This window comes from Streptomyces sp. NPDC002838 (assembly GCF_040295365.1).
Lineage (GTDB): Bacteria > Actinomycetota > Actinomycetes > Streptomycetales > Streptomycetaceae > Streptomyces.
In genome coordinates, this window is record NZ_JBEOVF010000071.1 from 20,257 (window position 1) to 42,200 (window position 21,944).

The following is a 21,944-nucleotide window of genomic DNA, read 5'->3' on the forward strand; positions in this document are numbered from 1 at the left end:
AAAGGGCGCACAGCGGTGAGAGACGCCGCGTTCGGGGTCTTCGGGACAGGCAGTCGGGCCTGGGGCTCCGGTCATCAGGCCCGGGGCGGGGTGACGGTCTCCTTGTCGATAAATGCCTGAAGAGCGGGAGGGTAGTCCAAGCCCGCCGGAAGGGCGACGCCCGGACCGGTGGGGGCATGAACGAGGCCGTGGGCGTCGATGCCGCTCTCACGGCTGATGGGATTGCCCATGACCAGCGACTCGTAGTAGGTGGTGTTCGAGATGGCCATGCACAGGTGCCGGTTGGGGATCTCCGGCCCGTGCACCTCGGCGCGCAGCCGGTAGGCGTCGGCGAGGTGGGCGGTGCGCATCGCGCCGGTGAAGCCGCCGCGCAGTTGGGTGGAGGCGCGGACTCCGAAGGTGGCGGCGCCGGCCTGGATGAAATCGGCCGAGTTCATGTGCGCCCCGTCGGAGGTCTCGGCCACGAGGAGGGGAACGGCCACCGCGCCGGCGAGGCGCTTGTACGCGGTGACACTGAACTCCCTCATCGGCTCCTCGTACCAGAGGTAGCCGGCGTCCGAGAGAGCACGCCCGAGATGGATCGCGTCGGGGAGGTCGAAGCCCGCCGACCCGTCGAACATCAGCGGGATGTCGTCCCCCACATGCTCGCGCAACGCCACCGACAGGCGGGCGTCGCGGCGGGCGTCACCCCAGGCGTGGAGCTTGATGGCCGGGTAGCCGAGCTCCAGGGCCTGGTCGGCGATGTCCAGGTACTCCTCGACCGAGGAGTAGGTGACGGTGGAGGCGTAGGCGGGTATCGAGGTGCGGTAACCGCCGAGCATCTGCCAGGTGGGCCGGTCGGCGAGTCGTCCGGCCAGGTCCCACAGCGCGGTGTCGACCAGACCCAGCAGGTAGAGCGGTAGCTCCTCCGTGCGGTCCAGCTCCCACATGCGGTGCCAGAGCCATTCCCGCTGCAGGGGATCCTGCCCCACCAGCTCCTTGCGCAGTACGCGGTTCAGCAGGTCGGCCAGGATGACACCGCTGCCACGCCGGGGGGACATCGCCACCCCCTCGACCCCTTCGTCCGTGCGGATGCGCAGCACCGCGGCCTCGCCCTCGGACGGGCTGCCCAGGAGTCCGTCCCGCCAGACGAAGGGCGGACTGGCTCCCGGCACCCGGACGGGATGGCACTCGACTTCGGCAATGCGCACGGCTTGCACCCCTTGTAGCGGGAAGTACTGCTGCGAAATTTTCGTGTAACGTAAGTCGTCATACGAATGCTGTCAAGAAGTCCCACGCAGTAGACTCACCGCCATCCGCATCAGCAAGGGGGACCCCATGGCCAAGGACAGCACCGGCACGACAGGAGAGGCTCCCGTTCTCAAGCCCTGGCCCAAGCGTCCGGCCCGACTGGCGCAGGCCGTCATGGAGAGCCTCACCGACACGATCGTGTCGGGCGCCATTCCTCCAGGATCGACCCTCCCGGTCGAACCCGAGCTCTGCGAGACGTTCGGCGTCAGCCGCATCACCGTCCGCGAGGCGGTCAAGTCCCTGGAGGCCAAGGGGCTGGTCCTGGCCCGGCAGGGCTACGGCACCACCGTCACCTCGCCCGAGGAATGGAACCTCCTCGATCCCGTCGTGCTCGCCGCGACCGTCCAGCATGACGACCAGCTCGTCGTTCTCGACCAACTGGTCGACATCCGGTCGACGCTGGAAGCCCAGATGACGGCCCAGGCCGCGGAGCTGGCCACCGACGACGATCTGCGAGCCGTCGAGCGGCTGCTCGCCCGGCTCGACGAGGAGACCACCGTCCCGGCACGCTTCATCGAGACCGATGTGGCCTTCCACGACCGGATCATGCAGGCATCCCACAACAGGCTCGGCCGTTCCATCATCCGGATCCTCCACGCCCAGGCGCGCACGACGTTCCTGTACAACGGCACTCCGGACGCGACCGCCTGCGAGCGGGCCAACGAGGAGCACCGCGCGGTCGCCGAGCGGCTGCTGGCCCGCGACTCCGACGGGGCGGCGCAGGCCATGGCGGCACACATCCAGACCGCCTGGAGCCGCCGCCGCTCACCGAACGTCGGCTCGCCCGCCTCCTGAGAGCACTCCCCCCGACTCGCCCCCGAGCCAAGCAGGCCGGGGGCGTTCGCATGTCCAGGTCCAGCCGAGCCGGTTACGCGCGACCTATTGACGAAATTCATATGACGTCTAATGTTGCATCGCTCTTACCCCTTCCCCCTCTTGCCGCTGGGCTCTCCCGCGCCCGCCAGGAGCACCGCGGGCCCTGAACCTCCCGGAAGGTGTCACATGCGAACAACCCGCATACGTCCCGCGGTTCCTGACCGTCTCCGATCATGGCTGGCCACAGCCGCCGTCCTCACTGCCTCGACCGCGGCAGTCCTCACCCAGGCCGGCCCCGCCCACGCGGCCGGCACGACGCTCCACGCCGCACCGAACGGCTCCGGCACCGCCTGCTCCACGAGCCAGCCGTGCTCCCTCACCCAGGCCAAGGCCCAGGTGCGGGCGAGCAACGGCGCCATGACGGGTGACATCACCGTCGAGCTCGCCGACGGCACCTACCGGCTCTCCTCGCCACTCGCCTTCACCTCGGCAGACTCCGGCACAGGCGGCCACACGGTGAACTGGAGGGCCGCGCTGGGCGCCCGTCCCGTCATCACCGGAGCGCAGAAGGCCACCGGCTGGACCGTGCAGGACTCGGCCAAGAACATCTGGAAGAGCAACGTCGGCACCGGCTTCGACACGCGCCATCTGTTCGTCGACGGCGTCCTGGCCACCAGGGCACGCTCCTCGGTCCCCCGCTCCCACCTGACCGCGACCACCAGCGGCTACACCTTCACCCACAGCTCGCTGAGCTACCTCAACAGCCTCGCGCAGCCCGGCCGTACCGAAATCCACGGCATCGGATCCTTCACCGACCGCTATGCCCCGGTGACCGGCATCAGCAGCGGCACCATCACCATGTCCCAGCCCTCGTGGGACAACAACACGTTCGGCTACGACACCCTGACGAGTCCCTTCCACGCCGGCCCCCTCTACATCGAGAACGCCTACGAATTCCTCGACACGGCCGGCGAGTGGTACCTCGACACCGCTACCGGCACCCTGTACTACAAACCGCTCGCCGGGCAGGACATGAGTGAGGCCGACGTCGAAGTGCCGAAGCTGGAGTCACTCATCGGCGTCGGAGGGACGTACTCCTCCCCCGCCACCCACATCGCCTTCTCAGGGCTGCAGTTCTCGGGCACCAGTTGGCTGGACCCCACCGTCCACGGCTACGCCAGCCAGCAGACCGGCGCGTACCTCTCCGGTACCTGGGACCGCCCGTCGGACGCACTGACCTCGTGTCAGAGCGGCTGCCGGCTCTTCGAGGCGACACGTCCTCACTGGGACCAGATGCCCTCCGCCGTCCAGGTCTCGGCCGCCGACCACATCACCTTCACCGGTAACCGGTTCACCCAGCTCGGCCAGAACGGCCTCGGTATCGGCAACGACGCCAACGCCCACACCACCGGCGTGGGACTCGGCGCCGACACCATCACCGCGACGGGCAACGTCTTCACCCAGGACGCGGGCGGCGGCATCGTCGTCGGCGGCATTCAGGCAGACGCACACCACCCCAGTGACAGCCGGATGACCAACCGGAACATCACATTGAACAACAACCTCATCCACGACGTGGCGCTGGAATACCGCGACATGTCGGCCATCCTCGTCACCTACGTGAACGGCGCGACCGTCTCGCACAACGAGGTGTACAACCTGCCCTACTCCGGACTCACCATCGGCTACGGCTGGGGCGTCAACGACATCGGCGGCAGCCAGGACTACGTCAACCGGGGCCTGTACAACTACCAGCCCACCTACACGACAACGACCACCGCCGCGAACAACCACGTCACCGACAACTACATCCACGACCTCATGCAGCAGATGACCGACGGCGGCTGCATGTACACCTTGTCGGCGTCACCGGGCAGCACCTTCGAACGCAACTACTGCCACAGCAACAACGGTTGGTTCGGCTTCTACCACGACGAGGGCTCCCGGAACTTCACGGACACCAACAACGTCTTCCGCAACACCGGCAGATGGGCCCAACAGAACAGCACCTCGGTCAACAACACCGGTGCCCTGACCCTGACCGACAACTGGACGAGCAACAGTTCCTCGATCATCAGCAACACCGACGGCCGCGGTAACGTGGTGAGCGGTACCGTCGTCGTCAGCAACGGCAACTGGCCGGCAGCCGCCAAGACGGTCATGAACAACGCCGGTATCCAGCCCCAGTACCGTCCGCTGACCACCGACCCCGTCAGCTCCCCCTACAGCGCCTACTCGTCCACCCCCGCCAACACCGGCCAGAACGGCGGCTACTTCACCATCACCGACGCGGGCGAGGACATCTGGGGTGCCGGCGGACAGCACGACGACGAGTACGGCACCGTCTTCCGAAAAGGTGCAGCTGTCAACGGCACATCGGTGACCGCCCGGGTCGACAACCTGGACAACACCAACGACTGGGCCAAGGCCGGCGTCGTCCTGCGCAACGACCTCACGGACGACGGCGCCTCCGCCGGATACGCGGCTGTGGTGGTGACCCCGAAGAAGGGCGTCAGCTTCCAGCGGGACTCCGACGCCGACGGCTACCTCGACCAGCTCACCAACACGGCCGCCACCGTCAAGGCACCGGTCTGGGTACGCCTCACCCGCACTGCCACCCAGGTGTCCGCCTCCTACTCCACCGACGGATCCACCTTCACTCAGGTCGGCTCGACGGTGACCCTGCCCTCCATGGCGACCACCCAGGACGCCGGTGTCATCCACACAGCCCACAGCACCACCGCCGGCAGCGCGACCTTCAGCAACCTGCGCGTCGTCACCTCTCCCTACAAGGCATACAGTTCGATCCCGGCCGCCGTCAGCCAAAGCGGCGGGGTGACCTCCCTGACCAGCGCGGGCATCGATATATGGCGCTCCGGCACGGCATACGACGACGAGTACTCCGCCGCCTACCGGTCGGGGGCCGCCGGAACGTCCTCAACCGTCACCGTCCGCGTCGCCAGTCAGGACGAGACCAACAGCTGGGCCAAAGCCGGCCTGATGCTGCGAAACGACATCGCCTCCGCCGGCTCGTCCACCGGCTACCTCGTCCTCGCCACCACCCCCGGCAACGGAATCGCCCTGTCGTCGGACTCCAACGGTGACGGCTACCTCGACACCAACACGATCAAGACCGGAAGCGCCACCGTCGCCCCGGTCTGGCTCCGCCTGGTCAGGAACGGCACGTCGGTCACCGGCTCCTACTCCGCCGACGGCACCACCTGGACCACTGTCGGCACCGCGACACTGACCGGGGCGAACAGCACCCTGGACGCGGGCATGTTCTCCACGGCCCACGCCGGAAGCATCGGCACCGCGACCTTCAGCCAGTTCTCCGTCAGCTGACGAAGCGGTTCGGGTCACGATCTCCGAAACGAGCTCCGTGTGCCGGCGCGGCCTCCGCACCGGCACACGGAGCGCCGTCATGTCCGGGCCGACCTGCGCGCGGCATGGCAAAGCGCACGCGGCATCGACGGTGCCGCGTCCACCCCTGCAACGCGCTGAGTGTTCACGGCCGCGCCGACGAGCCGGTCGGCCGCCCCGGGTACGGGCGGCGGGCCCACAGAGCGTGGGTGTGAGCAAGAATCTCAGCTGAGGATGAAGCCTGGATCCGGACTCGCGTTCTGCGGGCGCAGTGTGCTCGGGTGCCCCGCGTCGTGTCTCCGCGGTCCGGGATCACGCCCGGACCGAGACGGGTGGATATCAAGCCGCCGCGAGGTCGAGCCCCCGAAGTGTGAGCCGGGGTCCGCGGTCAGGGCCTGCCTGTCTCGGCTGCCTCCTCTGCGCTTCCGCAAGATCGGCTCGCCTCATGGTGCAGGGCGTCCGCGAGGTGAAGAACTCATCGATGCCCTCGCCCGCGCGGGGCGCCGCCGGCTGCTGCGAGCGGGAGCCGTAGCCGGGGCGGGCTGGAGCGACGGCGCGCTGGTCGAGCTCGGCCGCGGCGGCCCGGGCGGCGGCCCGCGCCCCTGCAACTCCTCAGCCCTGAGCGCGGGAGCCGCTGTCCTCGCGCGCTGGCGCCTGGACCCTGAGCCGGCCCTGGAACCCCCGTCAGCCCTTCACCGACCCCGCGGCCAGGCCGCTCATGACATGGCGTTGCAGCACGACGAAGAGGACGAGGATGGGGATGACCGCCAGCAAGAGGGTGGGGAACACCTTCGTGTAGTCGGCCGAGTAGGCGCCGACCGCCGCGTAGACACCGGTCGTGACCGTGTAGACGTCGCTGCCGGGGCCGAGGATGACCTGGGGGCCGGCGAAGTCGTTCCAGACGCTCAGCGCGTTCAGGATGAACACGGTCGCGACGATCGGCCGCATCAGCGGGAAGATGATCCGCCACAGGGTGTACTGGACGCCGGCGCCGTCGATGGCCGCCGCTTCGTCCAGTGCCCGGGGCAGCATGCGGATGAAGCCGACGAACACGAACAGCGTGAACGGGATCGTCGTCGCCGTGAGGAACAGGATCAGGCCGGGCAGCGTGCCCATGAGGCCCAGCCCGCGCAGCACGAAGATCACCGGGATGAGGATGACCTGCGTGGGCACGAACATGCCCGCCACGAAGAACAGCAGCACCAGCCGGAACACCCGGGTGGGCGTGCGGGCCAGCACGTAGGCGGCCGACGTGCACACACCGATGGACAGCGCGTTCACGGCGGCCACCAGCAGCAGCGTGACGGCGTAGCCGTAGGGCACGCTGAAGTCCGGGTTGCTCCAGGCGTCGGCCAGGTACCTCGTGGTCGCCGAGCCGAGGTCGATGGTGAACGGGCTGGTGAGAATGGCCTGCTGGTCCTTGAAGGCGTTGATGACCAGGATGTACATCGGCGCCAGCATGAACAGGGACAGCAGCGACACGAACGTCACGCGCGCCGCGCCCGCCAGCCGTGGGGAGGTTCTCATCCGACCGACTCCGCTCCTTCCTCGGCCCGGCGGCGCAGCGCCAGGACGGTGAACGCCAGGACGGCCGCGGCCACGACCAGCACCACCGCCTGGGCCGAGGCCAGCCCGACGCGGCGCTCCGGGAAGGACACGGCCAGGATGTTGTACGCCAGCGTCTTGGTGGACCCGGCGGGGCCGCCTCCGGTGAGGGAGACGACCACGTCGTACGTCTTCAGCAGGGAGAGGCAGGAGGTGATGATGGCCACGGTCACCGTGGGGGCGAGCGAGGGCCAGGTCACGGCGCGGAAGACCTGCCATCTGCCGGCTCCGTCGATCCTGGCGGCCTCGACGAGGTCGGGAGAGATCGTCTGGAGACCGGCGAGGTAGATCACGAGCTGCACGCCGAACAGGGCCCAGGCGATCACGAAGATCATCGTCCACAGCGCCCACGTCTCGTTCGACAGGAACGGCAGCGACGACGCCCCGGCCTTCTCCATCATCGTGTTGACCACACCCTGCGGACCGAGCAGCGCCTGCCACAGGAAACCCACGACCAGCGCGCTGAGCACGTGCGGGTAGAACATCACGATGCGGCCGAAGGTGTTGAACGGGTTGGTCTGCCGCAGCAGCAGCGCCAGGCCCAGGGCCGCCGCGTTGACGATCGCCGCTCCGGCCGCGGCGACGATGCCGGTGACCACCATCGCGGCGGTGATGTCCGTGGAGGTGAACACCTCGCGGTAGTTGTCCAGGCCGGTGAACTCCGGTGTCTGGCTGGGGAAGCCGTTGTAGTCGGTCAGGCTGTAGTAGACGGCGTAGCCGACGGGCACCACCAGCAGGCCGACGTAGATCATGACAGCGGGGACGACCATGCCGGTGCGCGTCGCCGCCTGGCTCCATACCCGCCGCCCCGCCATTGCTTTGTATGCCATGGTCAGCGGTTCTCGCTTACCCACTGGTCTATCGCATTGGCCGCCTGCCCGGGCGCCCGGCCGGTGTACAGGCTCTGGACGATCTCGGTGAACTTCGGGTTGAAGCCCGTGACCGGCAGCCGGTTGTCACCGGCGCCCTCGCCTACCGAGACCAGTTCCGGCGCCTTGTCGACGATGGCCTGCACCTCGTCGGACAACTCCGAGGCGTCCGCCAGGTCGGTGCCCTGGCGGAAGATGCCGTCGGCGCGCAGCTGGGTCTCGATCGCCGTCTTGTCGGTCGCCAGGTACTTGACCAGCTGCTTGGCCCCGTCCACGTTGCCGGAGCCCTCCCAGATCATGTACGGGTCGGCCATGGTGGCGCCCTGCGGCCCCGGGTAGGGCTGGCCGTCGTCCACCGGTGGCGAGAAGACGCCGACCTCGAAGGGCAGCTTCCCGGCGGCGTCCAGGCTGGCCAGGAACCAGCTGCCGTTGGGGTAGACGCCGACCTTGCCGGCGACGAAGTTGCCGTCCGCCGTGGACGGGTCGAGGCCCACGTCGTCCTTGGCGATGTAGCCGGCCTCGAGCCAGTCGGCGTAGTGCCGGAACATCGGCTGGTAGGCGTCGCCGATGTTCAGCTCCTCCTTGGTGACGGCGGTCTGCCACTTCGGGTGGCTGGTGTTGAGTGTGGGGTGGAAAAGCTGCTGCAGCTGAAGGCCGGTCATGTACTGCCCTGCAGTCTGCATCGGCGTGTAGCCGGCGTCGTCGAGCCGCCCGAGGGCGGCGGTGAACTCCTTCCAGGTGGTGGGCGTCTTGTCGATGCCCGCCTTGTCGAAGGCGGTCTTGTTGTAGAAGACCAGGGACTGTGCCTGGGAGCCGACGCCGACCACGTAGCGCTTGCCGTCGAGGGAGTAGGTGTCGACCATCGGTGTGCCGTCGACCCAGTCGAGGTCGGAGAGGTCCAGCAGTTCGGGCGCGGTGTTGGCGTCGGGGTAGATCGACTGGATCACGTCGGGGGCGGTGCCCGCGGCCAGCTGCTGCGGGAAGGTCTCGGCGACCGACTTCCCGGTCGGGCCCTCGATCTCGACGTCGATGCCGGTGCTCTTCTCGAAGGGGCTGACCAGCTTCTCCCAGTACGCCTGGTTGAGGTTGTCGGTGAGGTTCACCAGCATGCGCACCTTCTTCGCGTCCCCGCCGGCGGAGTTGTCGCCGCATCCGGTGAGGGTGAGTGGGAGCAGCAGGCTCGCGCCCGCTGCCAGCGCGGTGCGCCGTCTGAGTGTCGACATCATTGTCTCCAGATCTTTGAGCGTCGTGTGGGTGCGAGAGGGGGTCCCTTGCCGGGCGTCAGAGGGTGCCCTTGTAGGGCAGTGGCCCGATGACGGACACCTCGGTGGGGCGGTCGCTCGGGTCGACGCGATGGATGCCGTCGCCTGAAACGAAGAACATCGGAGGGTCCGGGTAGCGGAGTTCCGCGGGCAGTTCCTCGCGGTCGGTCCAGGCGAAGAACTCGCGGGCGAAGGTGGCCCTGTCCTTGCGGCCGTACAGATGCAGGTCGCCTGCGGTGAGCGGGCTGAGGACGCACCAGTGCGGGCCGTGCTCGGCGTAGAAGGCACGGTCGCTGGCCAGCACGGACTGCCGGTGGTCGGGGGTGAGGACGGTGTCCCAGAAGCCGTCGGGCAGCCCGGCCCGGCCGAGGCCGTGAGAGGTCAGGAACAGCAGGTCGTGTGCGTGCCAGGCGGTGGAGGGCGCGATGTCCGCCTCGTTGTGCCAGCCGGTCGCGGAGGTGAAGTAGCCGGCGGGCGTCTGGTGGCGGGCGTAGGTGCGCAGGCAGCGGGCGACGAAGTCCGCCAGCTCCGGGTCGGGATGTTCGGCGAGCGCCTCGTCGATGCCGTGCAGCGTCAGGCCCATGCCGGCGATCAGCATGGGGGTGTCGGTCTTCAGGGCACGGCCGTCGCGGGTGATGTACCAGTAGCGGTGAAAGCGGGTCAGGCCGTCGCCGTCGGTCCAGCAGGAGCGGGCCACGTGGCGGCACAGGCGCAGCGCCTCGTCCAGGTAACGGCGTACGCCGTAGCAGCGGGCGGCGTGCACCAGGGGCGCGGTCATCAGCCCGTAGTACTCGGTGGGTTCCAGGATGCCGCCGTCGTGGCGGTCGGTGACGGTGCGGAACGCGCCCGCGCTGTCGGCGTCCGGCACGCCCGGGTGGTGGAACAGGTCGATGAGGGTGTCGAGATCCTCGGGGATCTCGTCGGTGAAGGCGGGGTCGCCGGACAGCTCGGTGTACAGCAGCTTCACCCACACCCGGGCGTATTCCTGGTTGCAGGTGCCGAGCTCGCCGGGGCGTCCGCCGCCGTATTTCTCGCAGGCGTCGAGGTTGCGCCGGACCGTCGCGAGCACGTGGGTTGTCTCGTCGGCGGGCAGCAGGTGGCCGGCGTGGCGCAGGCCGAGGAGGAGGCCGAGGCTGCCGACGGCGTTGTGGATCAGGCCGTTGGTGGCGGACTCGCCGACCTGGAAGCCGATGTGCCGGTACTGGCCGTCCGGTTGCAGCGCGTGCGCCTGGTAGCGCATCATCCGGCGCCACAGTTCGAGCCCGCGCTCGTCGGGATGAGCGGCCAGCGCCTGGGCGTACGCCCCCAGCGCGGGGCGCGGAGAACGCGGCGTGCCCGCTGGTGAAGTCCTGGAAGGTGGCCGGGTTGGTGCCCCACACGCTGTGGTTGTGGAACCCGTTGATCGCGCCCTCGCCGGTGACCCAGCTGCCGAGCCAGCGGGCCAGGGTGGCGACGTTCGGGGCCGTGGGGACGGAGTCGGTCATCGGGTGGCTCCTTCGCCGGGGATGAGGTGGCAGGTGGCGAGTTCGTCCCACGGCGCCGCGGGCGGGCGGGCGCGGTAGCGGGCGGCGTTGGTCTCGGGGCTGGGCACCAGGAGCCGACCTTGGTGGGGACGGTGAACTTCTCGCGGGGGCGGCCGGCGAGCGCGGCGCCCGGACGGCGTTCCGACGGGACCGGGCCGTAGTGCGGTGCCGTGTCGAAGCAGCGCACGCCGGCGTCCCAGGCAGCGGCGACCGCGCCGGCGGCCTCCCCGACCATCGTTGACGTCGAGCATCATCGCGGGCCACCGCGTGTTGCGCCGCAGCAGCTCGGCGACCGCCTCCAGGCGGACTGCGTCGCGATCGACGCCCAGTCCGCCCTTGATCTTTGCGCGGGTGAAGCCGCGCTCGGCCGACGCTGGCATAGCGCCACCAGGGCGTCGTCGTCCAGCGCGATGCCGAGCCCCGAGGCGTGTCTGGGCACGAAGCGGTCGGCGGCGCCGAGGGTGCGCCACAGCGGCTTCCCGACAAGCTTCGCCAGGTCCCGCAGCGCCATGTCGACACGCCGATGGGACCGAAGACGGACCCGCCGTGGTCGCTCTTGAAGGCGCGGTCGACGTCCGCGTGCGGGCCGAGGCTCACGCCGGTGAGTCCGCAGTCGGTCTCCACCAGGAGGACCGGAACCTCCGTCACGCCGATGGCGACGACGCCGTTGCCGTCCCCCAAGGGGCGGCCCCACCGGTGGAGCGTCCGGAGGCTGCTGCGGTATCCGGGGATCTTCATTCGCTATGCGCTCCTTGCCTGCGGCGGCCAGCGGAGCCGAAAATTATCATACGAATGACGTCTTATGAACCCCGTTCGCGTCCATTGCCTCACGGGGAGTGGAGCGCTACGGTCCCCGAAGCCAAAAGATCATACGTGTGATGTATGTCGTTTCAGGAAGGGCGGGAGACATGCGCAAGAGACTGACCGGCGCCCTGGCCGCCGCGGCGGTGGCCGTGGCCACGGCGGGGATGCCGGTGGCCGCGGCGGGCGGCCAGAAGCATGCCGAGATCGTGGTGTACGTGGCGGCCGACGGCAGCGCGGACGCCTCCGGCACGCGCGGCGACCCGTTTGCCACCGTTGAGCAGGCCAGGGACGCCCTGGCGGGCCGCACCAGCAAGAGCCGCCAGGGGCGCGTCTGGATTCGAGAGGGCACCTACGAGATGTCGGAGTCGGTGGCGCTGTCCGGCGAGGAGAACAGCCACGTCACGTACGCCGCCTACCGGGGCGAGGACGTGGAGTTCACAGGCGTGACGACGCTGTCGACCGACCGCTTCGTGCCGCTGGCCGGGGCCCCGGGGGACGACCCCCGGTTCTCCTCCCGCTCACGCGTGCCGGAGGAGGTGGCCGACCAGGTGTACGTGTACGACCTGGGGGCGGAGTCCATCCTCACCGGTCAGATGAACAAGAACGGCTTCAACTGGAAGCCGCAGCCCTACCCGCCGCAACTGCTGACCGACAACGTGGTCCAGACGCTGGCGCGGTACCCCAACGGCGGCGCCCTCGGCCGGGGGGCGCTGAGCGTGCGCGATCGAGGCGAGAGCGCGCGCGACCACTTCTCCGACAAGTCGGAGGACGGCACCACCTTGCCGTACGAGGAGATGCTCCGGCTGCGCGGCCCGGCCTTCAGCGTCCAGAGCTCGGGGGTGCGCGAGCGGTTCGCCTCGTGGGCCCCTCCCTACGACCCCTCGGGCGGCGGCGAGGTGGACAACACCGCCTACGAGACGGACGGCTGGCTGACCGGCTACTTCGGCTTCAACTGGGCCGACGACCGGGTGCGCATCGCCTCCACCAGCCCGGAGGGCCTGAACGACGAGGGCGAGCCCGACGGCTGGCACATACGCACCGCCTACCCGTCGATGTACGGCGCCTCCGCCAATGCGCTCTCCCTGGTCGCGCAGAACATACTCGGCGAGCTGGACGCCGAGGGCGAGTACTACATCGACCGCTACGAGGGGAACGACGTCCTCTACTACTACCCGCCCGGCGGGACGGTGGAAGGCAGACACATCAGCCTGAGCTCGCTCGACCAGCCCTTCTTCACGCTGGAGAACGTCACCGACGTGACCATCAAGGGGGTGGGGATGAACGGCTCGACCAGCAACGGCATACGGATGCTTGACTGCGAGTTCTGCACGGTCGACGACGTGGAGATCCGCAACGTGAGCCTGGACGCGATAACCATCGGCGAGGCCACCGACACCATCACGGCGGTCACCGAGTACAAAACCAGCCGGGGCGGGCACCACAACCGCGTCATCAACAGCGAGCTGCACCACCTCGGCAGCGGCGGGGTGTTCCTGGCCGGCGGCGACCGCAAAACGCTGGAGCGCGGCAACAACCTGGTGGCCCACAACGAGATATACGAGTTCTCCAAGCAGGCCACCACCTACACGCCGGCCGGTTACCTCTACGGCGTCGGCAACACCTTCCGACACAACCACGTGCACGACGCGCCGCACATGGCGATCCAGATCATGGGCAACGACATGCGGGTGGTCCACAACCGCTTCGAGAACCTCGTGACCGACTCCGGCGACATGGGCGCGATCTACTCCGGGCGCGACTTCACGTACCTGAACAACGAGATCGCCTACAACTACTTCCGCGACATCGGCCGGGCGAACGACACCCATGCCGTCTACATGGACGACGGCATGTCGGGGATGATCATTCACCACAACGTCTTCGACACCGGCCAGGACGCCCTGTACTTCAACTCCGGCCGCGCCAACGTCGCCTCGGACAACGTCTTCCTCGACGTCGAGAAGATGGGCCACGACTGGTTGTACCACCATCACAACAAGCAGTTGCCGGTCCCCAACGCCAAGGTGATCATCGAGCGCCTCAACGACATGCTGCAGGTCGGCGACGGCAGCGGCTTCACCAACACCGAGCAGAACGTGCGGCGCTGGTACGAGCACTACGAGGACCTGTACCCGAGCCTGAAGGACTGGTACGTGCCGGTGGACGCCGCCGGCGAGCCCTGCACCGCGGTGGGCACCGACGAGTGCACCTCTTCCTACGTCTGGAAGGACCCCAACTCGCTCTACGTGCCCTCGAACAGCGTGCTGACTCGCTCGGTGCGCATCAACACGGGCGAGTTCTACCACACCAAAGACCCGTCGATCGCGACCTTCAACCCGGACTGGGACTCCTACAACGTCTCCGGCGACGACCCGGCGGACTTCGCCTTCGCCCCGGAAACGGGCCAGTTCGACGCGGACACCACCTCCCTCAACGAGACGGACGGCTTCGGCTCCGCGTGGGTGGAGGAGTGGAACAGCAACGTCAGCCTGGCGGGCATCGGCCCGCGATGAGGTGATGACGCTGTGTCCCCGTGCGGCGTCCGGCCTCCGCACGGGGACACACGCGTGTCAGGGCGTCCGGGCACCGGGCCCGCTGCGCTCACGCCTCCGCCGCTTCCCGCAGGACAACCTTGCGGGTTGACGGTTCGGCGCTGGCTCACCGGCGTTCCAAGGAAGGTGTGCGGGGCGGCTTCTTCTGGGCGGTGACGATGACTGCGGGGAGGAGAGCAAGTGCGAAGGCGGCGCCGGTGAGGGCGAGGAGGGGGTAGCCGACTGCGGCGACGACGATCCCGGAGGTCATTCCGCCGGTGGCCCCGGCGATGGCGATGGCGACGTCGATCATGCCTTGGGTCTTGGCTCGCGTGGCCAGGGGGACGGCGTCGGTGATGATGGTGGTGCCGCTGACGAGGCCGAAGTTCCATCCGATGCCGAGCAGGATGAGAGCGAGGGTGAGCATGAGGACGGAGTCGGCCGGTGCGGTGGCGGCGAGGATGCCGGCGGCCAGCAGGGTCAGGCCGGAGGCGGCGGCCATCGAGGTGGGGCCGTAGCGGTCCGTGAGTGCGCCGGTCAGGGGTGAGGGCAGGTACATCGCGCCGACGTGCAGGGCTATGACGAGGCCCGAGGCGGCGGTGCTGTGGCCGTGGTCGTGCATGTGCACGGGGGTCATCGTCATGATCGCGACCATGACGAGCTGGCTGAGGACCATCACCAGTACCCCCAGGGGCAGGCTGGGGCGGCGGTGTGTGACGGGCTGCGGGACGGCGGGGGCCGGTCCAGTGCAGGTGCGCTCTGGCGTCTCCGGCTCGGAGGGGAGGGTGCGCGCGAGAAGGAGGGGGTCGGGACGGAGCCAGATCAGCAGGGTCAGTGCGGCCAGGGCGAACGCGGCGCCGGAGATGAGGAACAGGCCGCTCAGCGGGGGCAGTTCGAGGGCGGCGGCGAGGTGCCCGGCGGGGGCGGTGAGGTTGGGGCCGACGACGCCGCCCAGGGTGGTGGCGACCAGGACGGTGGACAGGGCGCGGGCGCGGTGGCGTGGGTCGGCGAGGTCGGCTCCGGCATAGCGGGCCTGGAGATTTGCGGCGGTGCCGGCGCCGTAGAGGAAGAGGGAGATGAACAACAGGGCGGGGCTGTCGAGAGCGGCGGCGACGACGACCCCGGCACCGCCGAGCGCGCCCGCCAGGTAGCCGGCGGCCAGGCCGGGGCGGCGCCCGCGGGTCTGCGAGATGCGGCCGATCGTGACGGCGGCGAGGGCGGAGCCTGCGGTGAGCAGGGCACTGGGCAGCCCGGCCAGGGTGGTGGAGTGGAGCATGTCCTGAGCCAGCAGGGCGGCGACGGTGACCCCGGCCGCGAGTCCCACGCCGCTGAGCACCTGGGACGCCAGCAGGACGACCAGGATGCGCTCTTGCGTCTCAGGCCGAGAAGGTGCAGGAGTGGCCGAACGGGCGCCTGTCGGCCCGCCGGGTGGAGTGGTCGCGGTGTTGTGCATGGTGTCTCCGATACGAGCCCAGCGGTGGTGGGCGAGGTGTGCGGCGTCTGGCGTGGTTGGGCCGACGCTGCGCGACGGGCGGGTCCGCGCGAACCGCTCCGAGGGCGTGGCGGGGGCCCTGTCAGCAAGCGGACGCGGGGACCGGCGCGGTGGGCAGGTTGTAAGCGTCGGCGATGAGTTGAGTGGAGTGCAGGAGTGCCTGGGGGCTGTGGCCCACGCTGGCGATCATGATCTCGTCGGGGCGGGCCGCCTCGTGCAGGCGGTTGAGGTGCTCGGTGACCTGGTCGGGTGTGCCGTGCAGGACGCTGTTGGTCCAGCGGTCGAGAACGTGCTGCTCGGCGGCGGTGTAGGGGTAGGAGGCGGCCTCGTCGGGCGTCGGTACGAGATAGGACTTGCCGTGGAGCATGCGCATCATGCTGTGGGCGTAGCTGCGTGTCTGGCGCAGGGCCTCGCGCTCGTCGTCGGCGGCCATGACGGCGAAGCTGACCAGTGCGTACGGCTCGGCGAGGACGGCTGAGGGGGTGAACCGGTCGCGGTAGAGCTGGAGCGCGGCGGCGACGTGATCGGGAGAGAAGTGCGCGGCGAAGGCGAAGGGCAGGCCGAGGTGGGCGGCGAGTTGGGCGGAGTATCCGGAGGAACCCAGCAGCCAGACCGAGGGGCGTCCGGTCGTCGTTGAAAGGCAGTTCTCCCTGTCCTGGCCGGGTCCTGGCACGGCGTAGACAAGCGCGCGGTAGGGGTGTTCTTCGGGGAAGTCGTCGTCGAGGAAGTGCAGAAGCTCGATGACCTGCTGCGGGAATGCGTCGTTGTCCGAGCGGCCGCGGCGCAGAGCTGCGGCCGTGGCCTGGTTGGTCCCCGGGGCGCGGCCCAGTCCGAGGTCGATCCGGTCCGGCGCGAGGGCCTGGAGCAGGCCGTACTGCTCGGCGACGATCAGTGGGGGGTGGTTGGGCAGCATCACTCCGCCCGCCCCGAGCCGCAGCCGCGTGGTGTGGGCGGTCAGCCGGGCCAGCAGAACGGCGGGGCTGGAGGAGGACACGCCGGGCATGGAGTGGTGTTCGGTCACCCAGTAGCGGGTGAAGCCGCGCCTCTCCGCGAGTTCGGCCAGGGCGATGCTGCCGGACAGGGCGTCGGCGGCACTGATGCCGCGGCCAGCCAGGGCGGTGTCGAGGACGGACAGGGGCGCGGGAGCAGATCCGCGGGTTATGCCGTTGATCGGGTCGTTCACGGGGGATTCCTTGTGCGGTGCGCCGACCGGGCGCAAGTGGCCGGGCCGGGGAATGGGCCGCTGCGGTGGGCTTGTGGCGCACCGCAGCGGCCGGGCATTCGGGGTCAGGCGAGTTCCACGCGGTCGATCAATCCGGCGGTGGTGAAGGCGTCCACGAGCTGTTCGCGGCCCTCGGTGAAGTGGGCCCAGCTGTCGAAGTGGACCGGCACGATCCGCCGGGCGCCCAGGGTGCGGGCGGCCTCGGCGGCCTGGGCGCTGTCCAGGGTGAGCAGCGCGCGATCCAGGACATCGGTGCGGACTGCGCCGGCGAACAGCACAGCGGTGTCCACCGGGCCGAAACGGTCGGCGATCTCGCGGACCAGGGAGAGCTGGGCGTTGTCACCGCTGACGTAGAGGGTGGGCAGGCCGTCACCGCTCAGGACGAACCCTACGACCTCGCCGACGACCGGTTCGAGGTCCTCGCGCGCTCCGGGGCCGTGCAGGGCCGGGACGCCGGTGACGGTGACCGTGCCGCCGCCGGGACGGTCCAGGTCGATGGACTCCCAGTCCTTCAGGGGGCGTGCGGTGCCGCCCAGCCTGTCCGCGCCGCTGGGCGTGGTCAGGGTCAGAGGGACATCGGCGAGCAGGGTGCGGCCCGAGGCGTCGAGGTTGTCGTCGTGCTCGTCGTGCGACAGCAGCACCACGTCGATGCGGCCCAGATCGGCGGGCGTGGCGGAGGCGGGCGCGGTCTTGGCCAGCCCCGAGGGGTAGGTGCCGGGGGCGTCGAAGGTCGGGTCGGTCAGGAACCGCAGCCCGCCGTACTCGATGAGCGCGGTGGGCCCGCCGAAGACGCGGACGGGGACCTGCTCGTTGGACGCGTCGATTGCTGCCATGACGAAATCACCTCACGGATAGATTGGCTGACATCCGTGACCATAGGCGTTTGTCACGGATGAAAGCAAGCTGTACCGTGAGAATCGTGAGTGAGACCGATACCGCCGCGACCGCCGGCACCGTAGATCCCGGGCTGCCGCCGGCGCCGGGCGCCGAGCGCTACCCCGCGCTCGACCTCGCCAACAGCGCCATCGCCCTGCCCGGCGGCCAGTTCCTCGACTCGCTGGGCACCCCGTCCGGCGCGACCCAGTGGCTGGTCGACCACGACCTGGCCCCCGCGGGCGCCGGTCTGCAGGAGATCTGCGCGGCACTCCTGCGCTCCCTGCGCGAACAGGTACGCGCCCTGCTCGCCGCCCAGGTCGGCGGGCACCCCGCCCCCGCCACCGCGCTAGCCGCCGTCAATGACGCCCTCACCCGGGTCCCCACCGCCTCCCCGCTCGGATGGGACTCCGTCCGCGGCATGCACCGCACCGCCCCGCACCCCATCGATCAGATCGTCGACCAGGCCCTCGGCATCCTCGCCGCCGACGCCGCCGACCTGCTCACCGGGCCCGACGCCGAACGGCTGACGGCCTGCCCCTCCTCCCCCTGCAACCGCTACCTGCTGCGCGCCGGACGCCGCCACTGGTGCTCGGTCCGCTGCGGTGACCGCGCCCGCGCCGCCCGCGCCTACGCCCGCCGCACCCAGACCACCGCCGACTGAGTTCGGCCGCCCCGCCCCGCCGACGGTTCACGAGGCCCGCGCCCGGGTGCGGCTTCGCACACCCTCAAGCCCCCCCGCATGGATGGCCCACCCGCCCTCCATCCGGCCGTTCCCCACGATCAACGAAGGACCATCACCTCACATGACGGCGACATTCACTCTGCTGACCACCGGCTACGACAGCCTCGACACGCGCAACGCCCACCGCGACGGCCGCGAGAAGCCGTGGCACGTCGCCTCGACCGTCTCCCTTCTGCGCGATGGCGACACGATCGTCGTCGTCGACCCCGGCATGGTCGAGGACCGCAAACTCATCCTCGACCCGCTCGCCACCGCCGGAATCAGCCCCGAGCAGGTGACCGACGTGGTCTTCAGTCACCACCACCCCGACCACACCCTCAACGCAGCCCTCTTCCCTCACGCACGCGCCCACGACATCTGGGCCGCCTACCACAACGACCTCTGGTACGACCGGCCCGCCGACGGGTACCGGCTCTCCCCCTCGATCCGCCTGCTCGAAACACCCGGCCACACCCCCCAGGACATCTCCACCGTCACGGAAACCGCCGAAGGGACCGTCGTCCTCACCCACGCCTGGTGGAGCGTCCACGGCCCCGCCGAAGACCCCACCTCCGACGACCATGAGGGCCTGCGCGCCTCCCGCCGCAAGATCCTCGCCCTCAAGCCCACCCTGGTCGTCCCCGGCCACGGCGACCCCTTCGTCCCCGACGAGAACACCCCCATCTGACCCGCAGAGGCCCCCGAGACCGGCTTTGGTGCGCCGTAGGGCAATGCGGCCGGTATCTGGGTTTTCCGATCTCGAGGAGAAGCCATGCTGTCCGGTTGCGCGACCGCGCCACCGGCACATGACGTACGGCACCCAGCCCGTACATGGGCTGGGTGCCGTACAAGAAGCAGCGCGCCACAAGTTCAGAACCGAGGTTCCGGGTGATACCAGAGGGACAGGAAACCGAGGGGCGGATGGCAGCCAACACGGCGATGCTGCGGGGCTTACCGAGGACAGCACTCGCTCAACTCGCCATCTCCACAGATGTGTTGAGCGTCGGGCGCTGAACTGCGCCCGCCGGCCGGCAAGTCCCTGCCCCGCCGCAGTGCAGGAAGCCCCGGCTCGCCGGCGCTCACACCGTGGCCCTCGGTGTCGCGCTGAGGGGCCCCCACCTCCCGAGTCGCCCCACATCGCCCCACCGCGGTGGCTGCCGGAGACGGGGTGGGCACCGGGCTGGCGCCAGACGACGTCCTCGGTAAAAATGCTGCCTGCCGGATCTTGCACCTACCGCCGGTAACAGTCGCCTCGACCCAACCCATGAGGACGTGTGACGTGCCACATTTTCCGGCCTTCGATGTCATGACGGCGACCTGCCCGTCCCGCACCTCACTCGCCCGCATTGCCAACAAGTGGACGGCCATGGTGGTCATCGCGCTCAGCGCAGGCCCCATGCGCTTCCGCGACCTGCGCACCGACGTCGACGGCATCAGCGCCAAGGTCCTCACCGAGACGCTCCGGGACCTGGAACGCGACGGACTCGTCACCCGGCACGTGTACGGCGAGGTCCCGCCCCGGGTCGAGTACGAACTGACCGCACTGGGGCGCACTCTGCATGCCCCGCTTCAGGCACTGGCGCTCTGGGCCGAGGAACACTTCACCGAGGTACTCGCGGCGCGCGAGAGCTACGACGCCCGCCAGCGACCGTGACTGGGCGCCAAAGGGAATGAAGCGTAGGGAATGAAGCGTTCGGGAGCAGCCTGCACGACATCATCCAGGGGGCAGCATCCCCAGCGGTGCGGGCGGCCTACTGCCCCCAGAAGGCGTCCTCGGCCGCCTGGTCGCCGGAGAACAGCCACATCTCGACGATCTTGCCGTCCTTGAGGCGCAGGACATCCACGCCGTCCATGCTCATGGACGCGTCCTCGCGCCGCCCGGCGAAGTGGATCGAGGCGGCCACCATGTCGCCGTTGCCCATGAGAGCGTGGATCGTGTCGATGGCGAAGGAGCCCTGACTGGCCTCCATCATCCCGCCGAGCATCGCGAAGACGGCGTCGCGCCCCTTGTGTTCACCGGAGAACCGGTTGGCACCCGGCTGGTGCCAGACGATCTCCTCGTCCAGAAGCTCGCCCACCTTGGGCAGGTCACCGTTCTGAACGGCCTGGAAGTACTCACGCGCGATGTCGACGTTCTTACTGGCCATGACAACACTCCTCACGCCTCCGACATGGAGGCAGTACGACTTACTGTTACAGATTGGATGCGAGGCGCGACGAGCGCGACTCGGGATGGATCGACAACGCGCGGTCAGTCTTCGGCAGACCGGCCCCCAGGCACTGCGCGACCGTCATCACGCCGCCGAACGTCTCGCCGATCATGAGCACGAGAGCGGCCCCATTCCATGGTCGGCCCCTCTCCTTCGGCGAGTTCTCCCGTTGCACCTCCATACTCACCATCGGTAATCAGTCACCTCAACGTAACCAATGGGGTGATGTGATGCACATCACTCCCCGTTTCGATGGTGCCCGGGAGTTACGCGGCCCGCTGTTCACGGCGCCTTCCGGCCGGAGGGCGCTCAAAGCCGTGACCACCTGCTTTCGCGAAGACGTGGACGGCAACAAGCGCTGAGTGAAAGGGACTTGTGGCACCGCGGCCGGGGCCAGGCGCGCCCGCAAGTTCGCTACTCAGGAGCAGGACCCCAGCGGGGGCGCGTCCAGAGGCGCGTTCACCAGGGCCCCAGCCACCCTCATTCACCCGATCTATCGGACTTCCGCATCCGGCACCTCGGCAGCTGACCCTAAGGCTTGAGCATGCCATCAGCTGTGATCGCGGAGTTTCTGTCGATCCTCTGGACAGACTCCACGCTGAAGCTCGTTAATAGATCCGATGTCACTGCGGCGGAGCACACACCGTGCGGGTGGTCTCTTTCCTGCTCGCCGTCCGAGGATGGCTGGTCACTCCTGCCCGCGAGCCGATTGAGCCACCCCACGACGGCCTGGAGGCCAACCTTGGGCGGTCACCTTCCGCTTGACACCCGCCTGGCCGGCAGGTTCCAGCAAAGCGCCGTTTCACAGCCACATTGACCATCCGCGCATGTCCCGGCACCCAGGCCGACGTCGACTGCGCCTGGGACGTCGTCACCGCAATCAATGCCATCGATCCACAGGAGTGGGCCATGTCCTCATCACGAATGAATCGCCGCACGTTTCTCGGCGCCGCGGGTGCCGCGACCGCCGCGACCGCCCTGCCGATCGTCCCCGGCTTCTCCGGCCTTCTGGCGCAGGCGGCCGCCGCGGACACACAGACCAACCTGAGCAAGATGGTCGACATGCGGTTCGGCATGTTCAACCACTTCAGCCTGGGCACCTTCACGAACCAGGAGTGGGCCGAACCCAACCAGAGCCCCACCCTCTTCGCTCCCCCGAGCGTCAACTGCGCGCAGTGGGCCGACGCGGCGGTCGCCGCGAAGATGAGCTACGGCATCCTGACCACCAAGCACCACGACGGCTTCGCCCTGTGGCCGAGCGCCTTTGGCAGATGGGGCAGCAGGCGGTCTCCTACCAGAGGATCCGTAACCTGGTGAAGGAGCTGCAGCCGGACTGCGTCATGCTCGACATCGGCGGACT

The 21,944-nt window shown here is 69.1% G+C and carries 16 protein-coding genes and 2 pseudogenes; 7 read left to right on the forward strand and 11 right to left on the reverse strand.

Going from position 1 to position 21,944, the window contains the following annotated elements:
- Positions 1-74 precede the first annotated feature (74 nt).
- The gene (locus tag ABT063_RS46050) at positions 75-1,190 is read right to left on the reverse strand and encodes an enolase C-terminal domain-like protein (protein WP_351067148.1); all 1,116 of its coding nucleotides are present in this window, start codon (positions 1,188-1,190) and stop codon (positions 75-77) included.
- 127 nt (positions 1,191-1,317) lie between these two features.
- On the opposite strand from ABT063_RS46050, the gene ABT063_RS46055 reads away from it, so the two are divergent.
- Positions 1,318-2,085 (forward strand): FadR/GntR family transcriptional regulator, encoded by a 768-nt coding sequence (locus tag ABT063_RS46055; RefSeq protein WP_351067149.1) that lies wholly within the window; start codon positions 1,318-1,320, stop codon positions 2,083-2,085.
- 207 nt (positions 2,086-2,292) lie between these two features.
- Positions 2,293-5,451: a DUF1349 domain-containing protein gene (locus tag ABT063_RS46060; protein ID WP_351067151.1), complete on the forward strand. Its 3,159-nt coding sequence runs from the start codon at positions 2,293-2,295 to the stop codon at positions 5,449-5,451.
- Between the two features lie 702 nt (positions 5,452-6,153).
- Here ABT063_RS46060 and ABT063_RS46065 read toward each other — a convergent pair.
- From ABT063_RS46065 to ABT063_RS46085, 5 genes and pseudogenes are all read right to left on the reverse strand, one after another.
- A complete protein-coding gene (locus tag ABT063_RS46065) occupies positions 6,154-6,996 on the reverse strand; it encodes a carbohydrate ABC transporter permease (protein ID WP_351067152.1) in 843 nt (280 codons plus the stop codon).
- Entirely contained in the window at positions 6,993-7,904 is a 912-nt protein-coding gene (locus tag ABT063_RS46070) for a carbohydrate ABC transporter permease (RefSeq protein ID WP_351067153.1), read from the reverse strand. The genes ABT063_RS46065 and ABT063_RS46070 overlap by 4 nt, the downstream gene beginning before the upstream one ends.
- Positions 7,905-7,906: 2 nt before the next feature.
- Positions 7,907-9,166 carry an ABC transporter substrate-binding protein gene (locus ABT063_RS46075; protein ID WP_351067155.1) on the reverse strand — a complete coding sequence of 420 codons (1,260 nt, stop codon included), beginning with the start codon at positions 9,164-9,166 and terminating at the stop codon, positions 7,907-7,909.
- Between the two features lie 58 nt (positions 9,167-9,224).
- A complete protein-coding gene (locus tag ABT063_RS46080) occupies positions 9,225-10,448 on the reverse strand; it encodes a hypothetical protein (RefSeq protein ID WP_351067156.1) in 1,224 nt (407 codons plus the stop codon).
- A gap of 404 nt (positions 10,449-10,852) precedes the next feature.
- Positions 10,853-10,963: pseudogene (locus tag ABT063_RS46085) on the reverse strand (aldo/keto reductase); the annotation flags it as partial.
- Between the two features lie 673 nt (positions 10,964-11,636).
- Here ABT063_RS46085 and ABT063_RS46090 point away from each other — a divergent pair.
- Positions 11,637-14,045, forward strand: a complete 2,409-nt coding sequence (locus tag ABT063_RS46090) for a right-handed parallel beta-helix repeat-containing protein (protein ID WP_351067158.1) — start codon at positions 11,637-11,639, stop codon at positions 14,043-14,045.
- A 145-nt stretch (positions 14,046-14,190) separates the two neighbouring features.
- On the opposite strand, the gene ABT063_RS46095 is transcribed toward ABT063_RS46090, so the two are convergent.
- The 3 genes from ABT063_RS46095 to ABT063_RS46105 all read right to left on the reverse strand — a co-directional run bounded on the left by ABT063_RS46095 (position 14,191) and on the right by ABT063_RS46105 (position 17,610).
- Complete coding sequence (locus ABT063_RS46095) at positions 14,191-15,516, reverse strand: MFS transporter (RefSeq protein ID WP_351067160.1); 1,326 nt, start codon at positions 15,514-15,516, stop codon at positions 14,191-14,193.
- Between the two features lie 121 nt (positions 15,517-15,637).
- The gene (locus ABT063_RS46100; RefSeq protein WP_351067161.1) at positions 15,638-16,738 is read right to left on the reverse strand and encodes an LLM class flavin-dependent oxidoreductase; all 1,101 of its coding nucleotides are present in this window, start codon (positions 16,736-16,738) and stop codon (positions 15,638-15,640) included.
- A gap of 104 nt (positions 16,739-16,842) precedes the next feature.
- Entirely contained in the window at positions 16,843-17,610 is a 768-nt protein-coding gene (locus ABT063_RS46105) for an MBL fold metallo-hydrolase (RefSeq protein ID WP_351067163.1), read from the reverse strand.
- An 86-nt stretch (positions 17,611-17,696) separates the two neighbouring features.
- On the opposite strand from ABT063_RS46105, the gene ABT063_RS46110 reads away from it, so the two are divergent.
- The 3 genes from ABT063_RS46110 to ABT063_RS46120 all read left to right on the forward strand — a co-directional run bounded on the left by ABT063_RS46110 (position 17,697) and on the right by ABT063_RS46120 (position 20,028).
- A complete protein-coding gene (locus ABT063_RS46110; protein WP_351067164.1) occupies positions 17,697-18,314 on the forward strand; it encodes a CGNR zinc finger domain-containing protein in 618 nt (205 codons plus the stop codon).
- 142 nt (positions 18,315-18,456) lie between these two features.
- On the forward strand, positions 18,457-19,062 hold the full coding sequence (locus ABT063_RS46115; RefSeq protein WP_351067165.1) for an MBL fold metallo-hydrolase: 606 nt from the start codon (positions 18,457-18,459) through the stop codon (positions 19,060-19,062).
- 576 nt (positions 19,063-19,638) lie between these two features.
- A complete protein-coding gene (locus tag ABT063_RS46120; protein WP_351067166.1) occupies positions 19,639-20,028 on the forward strand; it encodes a winged helix-turn-helix transcriptional regulator in 390 nt (129 codons plus the stop codon).
- Between the two features lie 97 nt (positions 20,029-20,125).
- Here the strand turns inward: ABT063_RS46120 and ABT063_RS46125 are convergent, their stop codons facing one another.
- Positions 20,126-20,521 carry a nuclear transport factor 2 family protein gene (locus tag ABT063_RS46125; RefSeq protein WP_351067168.1) on the reverse strand — a complete coding sequence of 132 codons (396 nt, stop codon included), beginning with the start codon at positions 20,519-20,521 and terminating at the stop codon, positions 20,126-20,128.
- Positions 20,522-20,567: 46 nt separating this feature from the next.
- Positions 20,568-20,702 carry a hypothetical protein gene (locus ABT063_RS46130; protein ID WP_351067170.1) on the reverse strand — a complete coding sequence of 45 codons (135 nt, stop codon included), beginning with the start codon at positions 20,700-20,702 and terminating at the stop codon, positions 20,568-20,570.
- Positions 20,703-21,508: 806 nt separating this feature from the next.
- Here ABT063_RS46130 and ABT063_RS46135 point away from each other — a divergent pair.
- Positions 21,509-21,853, forward strand: a pseudogene (locus ABT063_RS46135) (alpha-L-fucosidase); the annotation flags it as partial.
- Between the last annotated feature and the right edge of the window lie 91 nt (positions 21,854-21,944).